9 protein-coding genes are annotated in these 13535 nt (G+C 64.9%); 6 read left to right on the forward strand and 3 right to left on the reverse strand.

What is annotated here, in order from left to right; all coding sequences use genetic code 11:
- Positions 1-32 precede the first annotated feature (32 nt).
- From CEW83_RS09730 to CEW83_RS09750, 5 genes are all read left to right on the forward strand, one after another.
- Complete coding sequence (locus CEW83_RS09730) at positions 33-1586, forward strand: EAL domain-containing protein (RefSeq protein WP_108951321.1); 1554 nt, start codon at positions 33-35, stop codon at positions 1584-1586.
- Positions 1587-1645: 59 nt separating this feature from the next.
- A complete protein-coding gene (locus CEW83_RS09735; RefSeq protein ID WP_108951322.1) occupies positions 1646-2287 on the forward strand; it encodes a deoxynucleoside kinase in 642 nt (213 codons plus the stop codon).
- Positions 2288-2368: 81 nt separating this feature from the next.
- Complete coding sequence (gene panB, locus CEW83_RS09740; protein ID WP_108949160.1) at positions 2369-3184, forward strand: 3-methyl-2-oxobutanoate hydroxymethyltransferase; 816 nt, start codon at positions 2369-2371, stop codon at positions 3182-3184.
- A gap of 35 nt (positions 3185-3219) precedes the next feature.
- On the forward strand, positions 3220-4047 hold the full coding sequence (panC, locus tag CEW83_RS09745) for a pantoate--beta-alanine ligase (RefSeq protein WP_108949161.1): 828 nt from the start codon (positions 3220-3222) through the stop codon (positions 4045-4047).
- 128 nt (positions 4048-4175) lie between these two features.
- Positions 4176-4619: a CBS domain-containing protein gene (locus CEW83_RS09750; RefSeq protein WP_108949162.1), complete on the forward strand. Its 444-nt coding sequence runs from the start codon at positions 4176-4178 to the stop codon at positions 4617-4619.
- Between the two features lie 59 nt (positions 4620-4678).
- Here the strand turns inward: CEW83_RS09750 and pepN are convergent, their stop codons facing one another.
- The 3 genes from pepN to CEW83_RS09765 form a co-directional block, all read right to left on the reverse strand.
- A complete protein-coding gene (gene pepN, locus CEW83_RS09755; RefSeq protein ID WP_108949163.1) occupies positions 4679-7363 on the reverse strand; it encodes an aminopeptidase N in 2685 nt (894 codons plus the stop codon).
- 185 nt (positions 7364-7548) lie between these two features.
- Entirely contained in the window at positions 7549-8445 is an 897-nt protein-coding gene (locus CEW83_RS09760; protein WP_108949164.1) for a universal stress protein, read from the reverse strand.
- Between the two features lie 83 nt (positions 8446-8528).
- Entirely contained in the window at positions 8529-11240 is a 2712-nt protein-coding gene (locus tag CEW83_RS09765) for a cation-transporting P-type ATPase (RefSeq protein WP_108949165.1), read from the reverse strand.
- A 207-nt stretch (positions 11241-11447) separates the two neighbouring features.
- Here CEW83_RS09765 and fusA point away from each other — a divergent pair, with 207 nt between their 5' ends.
- Positions 11448-13484 (forward strand): elongation factor G, encoded by a 2037-nt coding sequence (fusA, locus tag CEW83_RS09770; RefSeq protein ID WP_108949166.1) that lies wholly within the window; start codon positions 11448-11450, stop codon positions 13482-13484.
- Positions 13485-13535 lie beyond the last annotated feature (51 nt).

Genomic DNA, 13535 nt, shown 5'->3' on the forward strand with positions numbered 1-13535 from the left:
CTCATGCCGATAACAGGCTTGGACACTTGGACATGCTGTCGCCGATGAAGCACGCAGGTCCCGCAAGGGACAACAACAATCCTGATGAGCCCTTCGTCCCCGACCTCTCGGAGGGGGCAGAAACCGGCGTGTATCTGGCCCTGCTCGAGCTCATCGACGAAGGCCTGATCATTACCGGCGACGAGCGCATCATCGACGCCAACAGTGCAGCGTGCCGACTGCTTGAGCGCGATTACCGGCAGATCGCCGGTCGCCCCCTGACCGAACTCTTCGTCGACGAGCAGGCTTTTCTCGAGGCGCGCGCCCGGGTGCTGATTCAGGGCGAAATGCGCGGCACCCTGCAGATCGCCCTCCCCGATGGCAGCCCACGCACTTTCCGCTTTGTCGCTGCAGCCCGCCTGCGGCCAGGCATCCATGCCCTGATCCTGAGCCCCGAGCATCCGACAGACACCCCGGCCGGGCCATCAGACACCGCACCTGTGGCCCAGGCAGACAGTGTCTGGCCCCGACTGGCCGCCGCGCTTGCGCAAGCGGTCATCGTGATCGACGAGCGCAACCGCATCAGTGCCGCCAACGCCGCTGCACTCGACACCCTTGGCATGACCCGTAGCGAGCTGATCGGCCACAACGCCGACCACTGCCTCGACATTCACTGGCCCGCGCCTGGCGCCCCCCCGGTCGCCCGCATCAGCCCGCGCAGCAACCCTCAGGCACTCGACGCCCGCGTCCTTGCCGGCCCGCGCGACGGCTGGCACCTGTTGCTGCTGCCGCCGCCCCGCATGAACCTCACGGGCGGCACCGCATCCGCCGACCCCAGGCCGCCACGCGGCCTTCAGCACCCCAGAATCGAAAGCACACGGCTCGACCTGCACTTTCAGCCCCTGGTCAACGTGCGCAGCGGCGCGATTCATGCAGGTGAGGCCTTGCTGCGCTGGCACCACCCCCGCCTCGGGCTGATTCCGTTCCGCGACTTCGCTGGCGCCGCACGTGATGATGGCCGCCTGCCCGAACTGGGCGGCTGGGCGCTGCGGGCCGCCTGCCGTGCGGCAAACTCGTGGCCGCTCACACAGGGACGCGCACCCACGGTGACCGTCAACATCGCGATCGAACAGATCATGCACGGCGCCCTCGTGCAGCAGGTCATCACCGCATTGAGCGAAAGCGGGATCGCACCGAAGCGCCTGGAGCTCGACCTCGACGAAGCGGTGCTGGCAGTACCGGACGACAATATCTCGGCCACCCTGAGCTCGCTCGCCAGCCTCGGCGTGCGCCTTGCCATAGACGACTTCGGTCACGGCCTGAACTCCATGCCGCGTCTCAGGCGCTACCCCATCCAGGCCTTGAAACTTGCGCCGGAACTGGTGAGCGGCGTGGGCAAGGACGACGACAGCAACGCCCTGGTCGAGGCCATCGTGTGCATGGCCGCACCGCTGGGCCTCAAGGTTCTTGCTCGCGGCGTGGAGAACGAGGCGCAACAGTCCTTCCTGCTCGCGCTCGGCTGCGGACTGCAGCAGGGACCACTGTTTGGCGCACCGATGGCCGACGTGGAGTTCGCCCGTTTTCTATCGGGTCAGCTTTTTTGTTAGGATCGCTGCGGGTCCGGGCTTGAAACTTCACTTCCATGCAACAGGCAGACAAATCCACGATGCTCGACAAGGCACGCTATATCGTCGTTGAAGGGCCGATCGGCGCGGGCAAGACCTCGCTCGCCATCCGCCTGGCGGAGCATCTGCAGGCCAACACCCTGTTCGAGCAGCCCGAAGCCAACCCCTTCCTGGCGCGCTTCTACCAGAATGCCGAGCGCTGGGCGATGTCGACCCAGCTGTCGTTCCTGTTCCAGCGCATCGACCAGCTCGCCGCGCTGCCCCAGGACGACGCCGAAGCCCCGCGCATCGTCTCCGACTTCCTGCTCGAGAAAGACCCCCTCTTTGCCAGCCTGAACCTCACCGACGAAGAGCGTGCGCTGTATCAGCGCGTGTTCGACGCGATGAAACCGGCCGCACCGCCCAAGCCCGATCTGGTGATCTACCTGCAGGCACGCGCCGACACCCTGGTCGAGCGCATCCGCAAGCGCGGCATGGAGGCCGAGCGGCGCATCACCGAAGCCTACCTCGAGCGCGTGGCCGACCATTACGCGCGCTTCTTCTACCAGTACGAAGACGCGCCCTTGTTCGTCGTCGATGCTGGCATACTCAATCCGGTTGATAACGAAGCTGACTTCGAACTGCTGGTCGACCGCCTCCGCAACATGCGCAGTTACCGCGAATTTTTCGCCTACGCGGGCTGAACGGACGCACCGCACGTTCAATTCCTGCTTGTGCATTGCACCAGTTTGGTGAAAACTGCGCCCTCCTTTCAGGAGCGAACGATGAGCTACCTCCAGGACAACAAACCGATCACCCTGTTCGAGCTGGGCAAGATGCGCGCCGAAGGCCGCAAAATCGCCATGCTCACCTGTTATGACGCGAGCTTCGCCACCCTGGTGGAGCGTTGTGGCGTGGACGTGGTGCTGGTTGGGGACTCCCTCGGCAACGTGCTCCAGGGCCAGAAGTCCACGCTCCCGGTCACCATGGAGCACATGGTGTATCACACCGAATGCGTCGCACGCGGATGCAACCGTCCGTTCATCGTCGCCGACATGCCCTTTGGCAGTTACCACGAGAGCCCGGCACAGGCCATGCGCAATGCCGCACGGCTGATGTCAGCCGGCGCGCAGATGGTCAAGCTCGAAGGCGGCGAGTTCATGGCCGAAACCGTGCATTTCCTGGTCGAACGCGGTGTACCGGTCTGCGCTCACATCGGCCTGACGCCGCAATCGGTCCATCAGCTGGGTGGTTACCGGGTTCAGGGCCGCAATGAAGCCGGCGCCGAACGCCTCAAGGCCGACGCACTCGCGCTCGAGGATGCCGGTGCAGGCCTGATGGTCATGGAAATGGTGCCGGCAACGGTGGCCACCGAGATCACCTCCATTCTCAAGTCGATGGCCACCATCGGCATTGGTGCCGGCCCGTCATGCGATGGCCAGGTCCTCGTGCTGCATGACCTGCTCGGTGTCTATCCGGGCAAGACGGCCCGCTTCGTTCGCAACTTCATGAACGGCGCAGGCAGCATCGACGAGGCCGTCACCGGCTACGTCGCTGCAGTCAAGGATGGCAGCTTCCCCGCGGCAGAGCATTGCTACTGAAGCACTCCGCCCGCGGATATCAAGAGGTTAAAAACATGCAGATTCACACCACGATCGAGTCGCTGCGCGCAGCGCGCGCCGAAGCCGGCCGTGTCGCCCTTGTGCCCACCATGGGCAACCTGCACGAGGGACACATCGCGCTGATGCGTCAGGCCGGCACACGAGCCGACTGCGTGATCGCCAGCATCTTCGTCAATCGACTGCAGTTCGGTCCCAGCGAGGACTTCGACAAGTACCCGCGCACGCTCGAGTCCGACTGCGAAAAGCTGGAGGCTGCGGGGGTCAGGCACCTGTTCGCGCCCGACGAAAAGGTGATGTATCCGCAGGTGCAGCACTATCACGTTGATCCCGCGCCGGCCCAGGTCTCGATTCTCGACGGAGAATTCCGTCCGGGACACTTCCGCGGCGTCGCCACCGTGGTGCTGAAACTGCTCAATATCGTGCAGCCAGACGTGGCGCTGTTCGGCAAGAAGGACTACCAGCAACTGATGGTGCTGTCCAACATGGTGCGCGAACTGGCGCTGCCGGTCGAGGTCGTGCCCGGTGAGACGGTGCGTGCAGACGACGGCCTCGCGCTGTCCTCCCGCAATGGTTACCTGACAAACGAGCAGCGTGCCGAGGCGCCTGCCCTTCACCGGCTACTGACACGCATCAGCGCGGCGGTGCGCAGCGGCGACCACGACTTCCTGAAGCTCGAAACCGAGGCGATGAGCGAACTCGCCGCGCGTGGCTGGAAGCCTGACTACGTTGCCATTCGCCACCGCGCAGACCTTCAGCCACCGGTGCATGCCGACGACCCGCTGGTCGTGCTCGCGGCAGCAAGGCTTGGTGTAACCCGACTGATCGACAACCTCGAGATCTGAGCTGCGATGTCGCATCAGGGTTCGCCCTGCCTTGCAAGCTTGCGCGTAACATCTCAAGCTATGACGAATTAGAAAGAATCGCCCATGACGGCGAGTAGCTGTACGGACCCAAAGGAGGAAACCCGGAGATGACGACTACCGTAGGACAGATTCTTGCCCAGAAGGGCAACAAGGCCATGGCAGTGCTACCCGAAAGCTCCGTGCTCGACGCATTGCGGATCATGGCGGAACACGATATCGGCGCAGTACTCGTTGTTGAGGGCGAGCGCCTTGTAGGCATCTTCACCGAGCGCGACTACGCACGCAAGGTCGTGCTCAAGGGGCTGGTATCGCGCGATGTAAAAATCCGCGAGCTGATGACGGCGAACCCGCGCACGGTCACGCCGTCGTGCACGGTCGATGAGGTCATGCAGACCATGACTGAAAACCGCTTTCGGCACCTGCCGGTTGTCGAAGACGGCAAGATTTCCGGCATCGTGACCATCGGCGACATGGTGAAGTGCATCGTCAGCCAGCAACAGGCCACCATTGAGCAGTTGTCGAACTACATCGCCGGCGACCTGGCGACCTGAACCTCTTCTGGCGGAGCCCCCCGAGAGGGGCTCATCCGCCAGCAGACAGGCCCGCAGGCTCAGCTCAGGGCCTTGCCCACGACTTCCGCCACATCCGGCGACAGCCCTTCCGCGGCCAGTACGCGCTCGAGTTGCGGCCGGATGCTGGCCTGCAGCTCGGGGGTGTAACGCCGCCAGTTTTCCAGCGCCCGAGCCATCCGCGAAGCCACCTGCGGATTGGTCGCATTGAGCGCAATCACCTGATCGGCCCAGAACACGTGCCCGCTGCCGTCCGCGGCGTGGAACTCCCCCGCGTTGGCACGGAAGAAGGTGCCGAGCAAGGCATAGACCTTGTTCGGATTCGACAGGCTGAAGGCCGGATCGGACATCAGGGCGTGCACCCGCTCCACGGTCGGCTCCGCCGCATCGCTCCAGCGCCACGCCCCGGCCTGCAGGGCAAACCACTTGTCGAGCACCAGCGGGTCCTTGAGATAGCGCTGATGGAAGGCCTGCAGCGCGGCTTCGCGTGCTGCGCCTGACACCTGCGCGAGCGCAGCCAGGGCGCCGAAGCGCTCGGTCATGTTGGTGGCTGCATCGAAACGCGCCTGTGCCAGCGCCAGGCCCTCAGCGTCGCCCGCGGCGGCCAGATAGCGCAGGGCGAGATTGGCCAGCGCACGGCGACCGGCGTCAGCCGGATGGTAGCGGTATTCGCCGGGCACCTGCATTGCCGCGAACAGTGCTCTCCACTCACCCGCCAGAACCGAGCCCAGATGGCGCGTGAGCCCCACCAGCGCAGCACGCAAGGCCTGCGGATCGGCAACGCTCATGCGCTCGAGCAGGAAGCCTTCGGCCGGCATGGACAGCGCTTGAGCACGAAAGGCCGGGTCGAGCGCCGTGTCTTCGAGCAGCGTGCGGAAAGCCGCGACGAAGGCCTCGGGCACGGCCTGCATGGTACCGCCGGCTGAGGCCAGGATGATGCGCTCGCTGTAACGCTGCGCGGCATCCCAGCGGTTGAAGGGGTCGCTGTCGTGGGCCATGCGGAAGGCCAGCCGTGCATCGTCTTCGTCCAGTTCCAGAATCACTGGCGCCGAGAAGCCCCGCAGCAGCGAGGGCACGGGCTCGGCCGCGAGGCCGACGAAACGGAAGTGCTGCTCGGCCGAGTTCAGCGCCAGCACCCGCGTCGTTGCACCCGGCTGAGCCTCACCCTCCAGCTGCAGTGCGCAGTCACGCCCGTCCGGTCCGATCAGGCCGAGCGCCACCGGAATCACCAGCGGCTGCTTCTCGGCCTCGCCCGGGGTCGGCGGCGTATGCTGACTCAGGCTCAGCGTGTAGCTGCCGCTGGCCGCATCCCACGCACCAGCGGCCCGCAGGCGTGGCGTGCCGGACTGGCTGTACCAGTGCATGAACTGATCGAGATCGCGACCATTGGCCTCGGCCATCGCATCGACGAAATCGTCGCAGGTCACGGCGCAGCCGTCGTGATAGCTGAAGTACAGATCCATGCCGTTGCGGAAACCCTCGGGCCCGAGCAGGGTGTGCAGCATGCGGATCACTTCCGCCCCCTTCTCGTACACCGTGGCGGTGTAGAAGTTGTTGATTTCCTGATAGCTGTCGGGGCGGATCGGGTGCGCCATCGGCCCGCCGTCTTCCGGGAACTGTGCCGCACGCAGCACCCGGACATCGTCGATGCGCTTTACCGCCCGCGCCGAGGCCGCGCCTTCGGGGCCGGCTGCGCGGGCGAGCATGTCGGCCGAGAACTGCTGGTCGCGGAACACGGTAAGGCCTTCCTTGAGCGTGAGCTGGAACCAGTCACGGCAGGTCACGCGGTTACCCGTCCAGTTGTGGAAGTACTCATGCGCCACCACGCTCTCGACGTTCTCGTAGTCAATGTCGGTTGCGGTGTCCGGCTTGGCCAGCACGAACTTGGTGTTGAAGATGTTGAGGCCCTTGTTCTCCATCGCCCCCATGTTGAAATCGGCCACTGCAACGATCATGAAGCGGTCGAGATCAAGCTCGAGGCCGAAGGTGGTCTCATCCCAGCGCATCGAGTGGATGAGCGAATCCATCGCATGCTCGCAACGGTCGAGGTTGCCTTCCTCCACCCACACCTGGAGCAGCACCTTGCGCCCGGACGCGGTCTCCACCTCGCGCTCAAGCGCAACCAGCTTTGCCGCAACCAGTGCAAACAGATAGGACGGTTTGAGGAAGGGATCTTCCCACTTCGCGTAGTGCCGCCCGTCGGGCAGATCGCCCTGTTCAAGCAGGTTGCCGTTCGACAACAGGACCGGGCAGGCTTCACGGTCGGCATCGAGGGTGACGGTAAAGCGCGCCATCACATCCGGACGATCGGGGAAGCAGGTGATGCGGCGGAAGCCCTCCGCCTCGCACTGGGTGAAGAAACCGCCATTCGACAGGTAGAGCCCGGAAAGCGTGGTATTCGCTTTTGGATTGACCCGGGTGACCACTTCGAGCGTCACCGATTGCTCGGGGCCGGCCACGTCGATTTCGAGCAGGCTGCCATTCTCACGCAAGGCGCCGGCGGACGGCTCCACACCGTCGATGCTCAGCGAGATGCGCTCCAGCGCCTCACCCCACAGGCGGATCGGCCCCACGCCAGCTGCCGCAGGGTTGCGCACACAAACCATGCGATTGGTGACGATCGTGCCCGTGGGCTCGAGCCGGAAATGGAGGTCGATGCGCTCGACGCTCCAGGCCAGGGGCTGGTAATCGACCCGTTGAATGGTGGGGGCTTGTTCGGTTCTCATTCTGACTCCGGCTTTGGCAGCGACTTGCGGCGAAACCGGAAGTGTAAGGCGCCCGGGGCCACATGCCCAACCACAAGACGAACGTGCGTACTGAGGCAGGGTCGAGCCGCCGGTACCGCCCGCGCCAGCGAGCCCGGCTGCAGGCGTGCGTCTCCGGCGTCAGTCGCCGAAGTCAGTCGCTGGAGTCAGCGGCACACGCGGTCGGTCACCATGACGTCGCCGTTGGACTGGGCGAGAATGTGTTTGGTCACGCTCCCCAGCAGCAACTCTTCCAGCAGCCCCAGGCCGCGCTTGCCGATCACGATCAGGTCGCAATCCTGCTCCTGTTCCTGCGCCAGAATCGTGGCCGCAGGATCCCCGTGCAACACGATGCGACGAACCCCTGCGTCCCCGAGCCCCGCGGCCGTCACAAGGGCATTCATCTTCTCCACGGCCTCGCGCTTGGCGGTGACCCGCAAGGCGGCCAGCGCGTCGCTCTCGACACCGGCGTAACGCAGCTTGCCCTCAAAAGGCACTTCGAAGGCATGCAGCAGAATCAGATCCGCCTTTGGTGCCACTGAGCGGGCGAAACGCAGCGCATCTGCGGAGCGCGGGGAAAAGTCGACCGGAACCAGCACGCGCTGATAGTTCTCATGCGGCATCTGCTTCACCACCAGCACGGCCCGTGTGGTCTTGCTCAGAATGCGCTCGGTCGTCGTCCCGAGCAGCCACTCGCGCACCACGCTCGACCCGCGCGCGCCCAGCACCAGCAGATCCGCATCGATCACTTCCGCGTACATGCTCAGTTCCGACAGTACCGCACCGGTGGCGAGATGCATGTCGACCTTGGCGCCGAAGCGCTGGCCGATATCGTCGACCAGTTCGCGGACTTCGCCGCGCACCTCGTCGAGCAGACGCGCCGCCACGTCACCGGTACCGACATCGACCAGATGCCGCAAGGCATTGAGACCGCCGCCATTCACCACATGCGCAATCGACAGCCGCGCGCCGACGTCGGTTGCCACCATTGCAGCCCGCTCCGCAGCGTGCCGCGCAAAGGCGGAAAGATCACTTGCCGCAAGCAGCGTACGAATCGATTGCATGGGTCACCCTCCCTCATCTCATCCGGAATCGCTGCCGACCCCGGTCCGTTATCGAATTGCGCCCCGCGCGGGCTTTACCTGCCTCAGATCCTGCGCAACAGGATTTTCTCTGCCTCGACCAACAGCAGCACGATCACGCCGAACAGCACGATTCTCACCCACTCTTCCATCCCCAGCGCCTCGGTACCGAAAAGGACCTGCATCGCCGGCAGGTACGTGAACAGCGCCTGGCAAATCAGCAGCAAGGCAATTGCATACAGCACGTAGCGATTACCGAAGAATCCCTCGCGATTGAGGATGGATCCGTAAAAGCTGCGCACATTGAACAGGTAGAACACTTCGCCGATCAGGATCGCATTGACGGTTACCGTTCGTGCCGCCTCCAGCCCGGCACCCCGGTTCAGCTCCCACAGGAACAGCCCCATCCCGCCCGCGACCAGCAGTACGCCAACGAACACGATACGCCATACCAGGAAGCGGGTCAGCAGGGGTTCCATCGGATTGCGCGGCGGACGCTGCATGATGTCGCGCTCGGGTGCCTCAAAGGCGAGCGCAAGCGAGAGCGTCACCGCCGTAATCATGTTGACCCACAGGATCTGCGCCGGCGTGATCGGCATTGTCAGCCCGAACAGCACCGCAGCGAGCACCATCGCGCCCTGACCGATATTGGTGGGCAGGATGAACACGATGGCCTTCTTGAGGTTGTCGTATACCCGCCGCCCTTCCTCCACCGCCGCGGCCACCGACGCAAAGTTATCGTCGGCAAGGACCATCTCGGCCGCCTCCTTGGCCGCCTCCGTGCCCTTGCGCCCCATTGCCACGCCCACATCGGCGCGCTTGAGCGCGGGCGCATCGTTGACGCCGTCCCCGGTCATCGAGACCACCTCGCCCTGCGCCTGCAGCGCCTTCACCAGCCGCAACTTGTGCTCGGGGCTGGCGCGGGCAAAGATATCGACGTCGCCGACCACACCTGCAAGCTGCGCATCGTCGAGCGCTTCGATATCGGCCCCGGTGATGGCCCGTTGCGCCGACGCCAGACCGAGTTGCTGACCGATCGCCCGTGCGGTGACGGCATGGTCCCCGGTGATCATCTTCACGCGGATGCCGGCCGACAGGCAATGCGCGACCGCCTGCACCGCCTCTTCACGCGGCGGGTCGGTCAGGCCAAGGATTGCGAGCAGAGTGAAACCACCGGGTTCGACATCGTCGAAGTCGAGCGCAGTCCGACGCTCCGTGTCATGGCGTTCAGCGATTGCCAGCAGGCGCATGCCCTGTGCCGCAGCCCGCTCCATGCCGGCATGCCAGTACTCGGGCTGCAAGGGGGCGTCCAGTTCGCCTTCGCGCTGCGTTGAACACAATGACAGCACGCGCTCTGGCGCCCCCTTGAGCAGGATCAGGCCCCCGCCGCAGTGATCGTGATGCAGGGTTGCCATGAAGCGGTGCTCGGACTCGAAGGGGATCGCATCGACCCGCGGCATGGCCTCGCTCTCGAACGCCGCATCAAGACCGGCCTTGGCGGCGAGCGTCAGCAGGGCCCCCTCGGTCGGATCGCCAACCAGACTCCACACCTCGCCATCCAGCGCCAGCGTGGCGTCATTGCACAACAGCGACGCGCGGCCAATACGCTGCAACTCCGGAGACGCAAGCGCGTCGATCTCCTCGGCACCGCGGCTAAAGCCGCCGTGGGGCGCATAGCCTGCCCCGGAAACGGCCAGCGCCCCGTCCGCGATCAGCACCTGCTGCACGGTCATCTCGTTGCGCGTCAGGGTGCCGGTCTTGTCGGTGCAGATTACCGTGACCGAGCCCAGGGCCTCGACCGCGGGCAGGCGCCGGATGATGGCATTGCGCCGTGCCATCGCCTGCACACCGATTGCCAGCGTGATCGTCATGATTGCCGGCAGCCCTTCCGGGATTGCCGCGACGGCAAGGCCGACCGCCGCAAGAAACATCTCCCCCGACGGATAACCCCGCACCAGAACACCAAAGGCGTAGGTGACGCTTGCGATGGCCAGGATGGCCCACGTCAGCACACGTCCGAAGCCGGCCAGCTGCCGCAGCAACGGCGTGCTGAGCGACTCCACCTCGTTGAGCATCGCGCTGATGCGGCCGATCTCGGTTCGGCTCGCGGTCTCCACCACCAGCCCGACCGCCTGGCCGTAGATCACCAGCGTACCGGAATAGGCCATGCACGCGCGATCGCCGAGCGCGGCGTTCGCAGTCACCGCTTCGGTGCGTTTCTCGACCGCAAGCGACTCGCCGGTCAGCGCAGCCTCTTCAATCCGCAGGCTGCGCACCTCAAGCAGGCGCAGGTCGGCCGGCACCTTGTCACCCGACACCAGAAAGACGATGTCTCCCGGGACCAGTGTGTCTGCCATCACTTCCTGCCGGTGCCCGTCGCGCAGCACCTGAGCATGCAGCGAGAGCATGTTGCGAATCGCATCCAGCGCCCGCTCGGCCTTGCCCTCCTGAATGAAACCGATGATGGCATTGATCACGACCACGCCGAAGATCACCCCTGCGTCGACCGCATGCCCCAGCGTCGCGGTAACGACGCCGGCGGCCAGCAACACATAGATCAGCACATTGTGGAACTGGAGCAGAAAACGCAGCCAGGGGCCGCGTCGCTGCGGTGGCGGCAATGCATTCGGCCCGAAGCGGGACCGGCGCGATTCAAGTTCGGCAGTGCTCAGACCGGTGCGCCGGCACGCTTTCAGTCGCTCGATTGCATCGGAGGCCGAACTGGCGTGCCATTCAGCCTGCGCGCCACCCGGTTCATGCTCAAATCTGGCATTCATTTGCGGACACCTGGATCAGGTTCAGAAACACTGCATACATGCTTGCACATATCTACATGCAACGACTGCTTTGGTTCCCTTGAACACGTGCTGACGTGCAAATGGGTGTTGGGGAGTACGCCCGGATCATCCGGCTTGATATAGCGCATTGCCATCGCTTCGACACTGGCGGAAACTTGAGCCATTCGTTTTCCGGAGGGATGTGCCATGACGCCAGAGTCGGTTCACGACATCCGCAACCTCAGCCTGCTCGGCCACGCCGGCTGCGGCAAGACCTCATTGCTCGAAGCACTGCTAGCAGCGTCCGGCGCCATTCCGAGCGGTGGCAGCGTGGCACGTGGCGACACCGTTTCCGACCACGACCCGCAGGAAAAGGCCATGGGGCATTCGCTGGCCGCAAGCCTGACCCATCTCGAATGGTCGGGCCACTGGATCAACCTGCTCGACACGCCGGGGCTGCCCGACCTTGCCGGACGCGCACTCTCCACGCTGCCTGCGGTCGAAACGGCGGCAATCGTGGTTCATGCGGCGACCGGGATCGAGAGTGGAACGCGCCGCATGATGGCAGCTGCAGCGGGAAAATGTCGCATGATCGTGGTGAACGCCATCGACGCGGCCGGCGCCGACTTCGCAGCGCTCACCGCTTCCATCGCCGACGAATTCGGCAGCGAGTGCCTGCCGATCAACCTGCCCTCGGCCGACGGCAGTTCCGTTGTCGACTGCTTTTTCGCGCCCGACGCTTCGCTTGCGACCGCATTCTCGACGCCCGCAGCCGCGCACGACGCAATCGTCGATCAGGTCATTGAGCTCGACGAAGCGCTCATGGCGCGCTATCTCGAACAGGGCGAAGCACTCGACCCCGAGCAGCTGCACGCCCCCTTCGAACAGGCATTGCGCGAAGGCCATCTGATTCCGGTCTGTTTCGTGTCGGCCAGAACGGGCGCCGGGGTCAGCGAGCTCCTCGATATCCTGGGGCGGCTGATGCCCGACCCGACCGAGGGCAACCCGCCCCGCTTCATCAAGGGCGAAGGGCCAGCGGCCGTCGCCGTCAGCACCGAGCCCGATCCGGCACAACACGTCCTGGCCCATGTGTTTCAGATCAGCAACGACCCCTACCGCGGCAAGATCGCGCTCTTCCGAGTTCATCAGGGAACGGTCGAGCCCGGCAGCGCGCTGTTCATCGGCGATGCGCGCAAACCCTTCAAGGTCGCCCACCTCCTGCGCCTGCAGGGACGCAACGTAACCGAAACCGCGCGCGCCGTACCGGGCGACCTGTGCGCCGTCTCGCGCGTCGACGAAGTCCATCGCGATGCCGTCCTGCACGACTCGCACGACGAGGACCAGTTCCACCTCGAACTGCCGGCCTATCCGCAACCCGTGTTCGGCCTGGCGCTGATCGCACGCAAACCGGCTGACGAACACAAGCTGGCCGAGGCCCTGGTTCGCCTGACCGACGAGGATCCCTGCCTGGAGGTGAGCTACGACGCGCGCGGACACCACACGGTCGTGCGCGGGCTGGGCGAGCAGCACCTCAAGATCGTGCTCGATCAGCTCGCCAGTCGCTGGAACCTGCAGCTCGACACCGCCCCGCCGGCAATTCCGTACCGCGAAACCATCTCCGCGAAGGCAGAGGCGCGTTACCGTCACAAGAAGCAGAGCGGCGGTTCGGGGCAGTTCGGCGAAGTTGCCCTGCGCGTCGAGCCGCTGTCCCGCGGCGAGGGCCTGCAGCTCGCCGACGAAGTAAAGGGTGGCGCCATCCCGACGCATTTCATGCCCGCGGTCGAAAAGGGCGTCCGTCAGGCACTGGCCGAAGGCGCCGTGGCAGGTTTCCCGATCCACGACCTGCGCGTAATCGTGACCGACGGCAAGCACCATGCTGTGGATTCGAACGAGATCTCGTTTTCCACCGCAGCGCGTCACGCCCTGACCGAAGCCGTGCTCGCCGCCCGCCCGCAGATCCTCGAACCCATGCTCGAAATCACGGTGAAGGTGGCTGACGACCGCTTTGGCGAGGTCAGCGCCGAGCTTGCCGGGCGTCGCGGCCACCTCACCGCCACCGACAGTCCCGCGAGTGGCTGGACCATGATCTCGGCACGTGTGCCGATGGCCAGCATGGATGGGTTTGAAGCGCGGCTGAAAGCAATTTGCGCAGGCGAGAGCGAATTCATGATCGAAGCCGGCGGCTACGAGCCTGCCGCGGCCGAAACACAGGCACAATTGCGCCGGGAACACAGCGCGCAGTAGTCCCGATGCAAGGCCGGCGCGGCTTGCGGGTCACGCCGGCGAATTCATTGA

This window comes from Parazoarcus communis, from assembly GCF_003111645.1.
Lineage (GTDB): Bacteria > Pseudomonadota > Gammaproteobacteria > Burkholderiales > Rhodocyclaceae > Parazoarcus > Parazoarcus communis_A.

Bases quoted from the DNA above. Each gene is read 5' to 3' on its own strand.
- CEW83_RS09730 (WP_108951321.1), top strand. From the start codon at position 33: ATGCTGTCGCCGATGAAGCACGCAGGTCCCGCAAGGGACAACAACAAT.
- CEW83_RS09735 (WP_108951322.1), top strand. From the start codon at position 1,646: ATGCTCGACAAGGCACGCTATATCGTCGTTGAAGGGCCGATCGGCGCG.
- panB (WP_108949160.1), top strand. From the start codon at position 2,369: ATGAGCTACCTCCAGGACAACAAACCGATCACCCTGTTCGAGCTGGGC.
- panC (WP_108949161.1), top strand. From the start codon at position 3,220: ATGCAGATTCACACCACGATCGAGTCGCTGCGCGCAGCGCGCGCCGAA.
- CEW83_RS09750 (WP_108949162.1), top strand. From the start codon at position 4,176: ATGACGACTACCGTAGGACAGATTCTTGCCCAGAAGGGCAACAAGGCC.
- pepN (WP_108949163.1), bottom strand. From the start codon at position 7,363: ATGAGAACCGAACAAGCCCCCACCATTCAACGGGTCGATTACCAGCCC.
- CEW83_RS09760 (WP_108949164.1), bottom strand. From the start codon at position 8,445: ATGCAATCGATTCGTACGCTGCTTGCGGCAAGTGATCTTTCCGCCTTT.
- CEW83_RS09765 (WP_108949165.1), bottom strand. From the start codon at position 11,240: ATGAATGCCAGATTTGAGCATGAACCGGGTGGCGCGCAGGCTGAATGG.
- fusA (WP_108949166.1), top strand. From the start codon at position 11,448: ATGACGCCAGAGTCGGTTCACGACATCCGCAACCTCAGCCTGCTCGGC.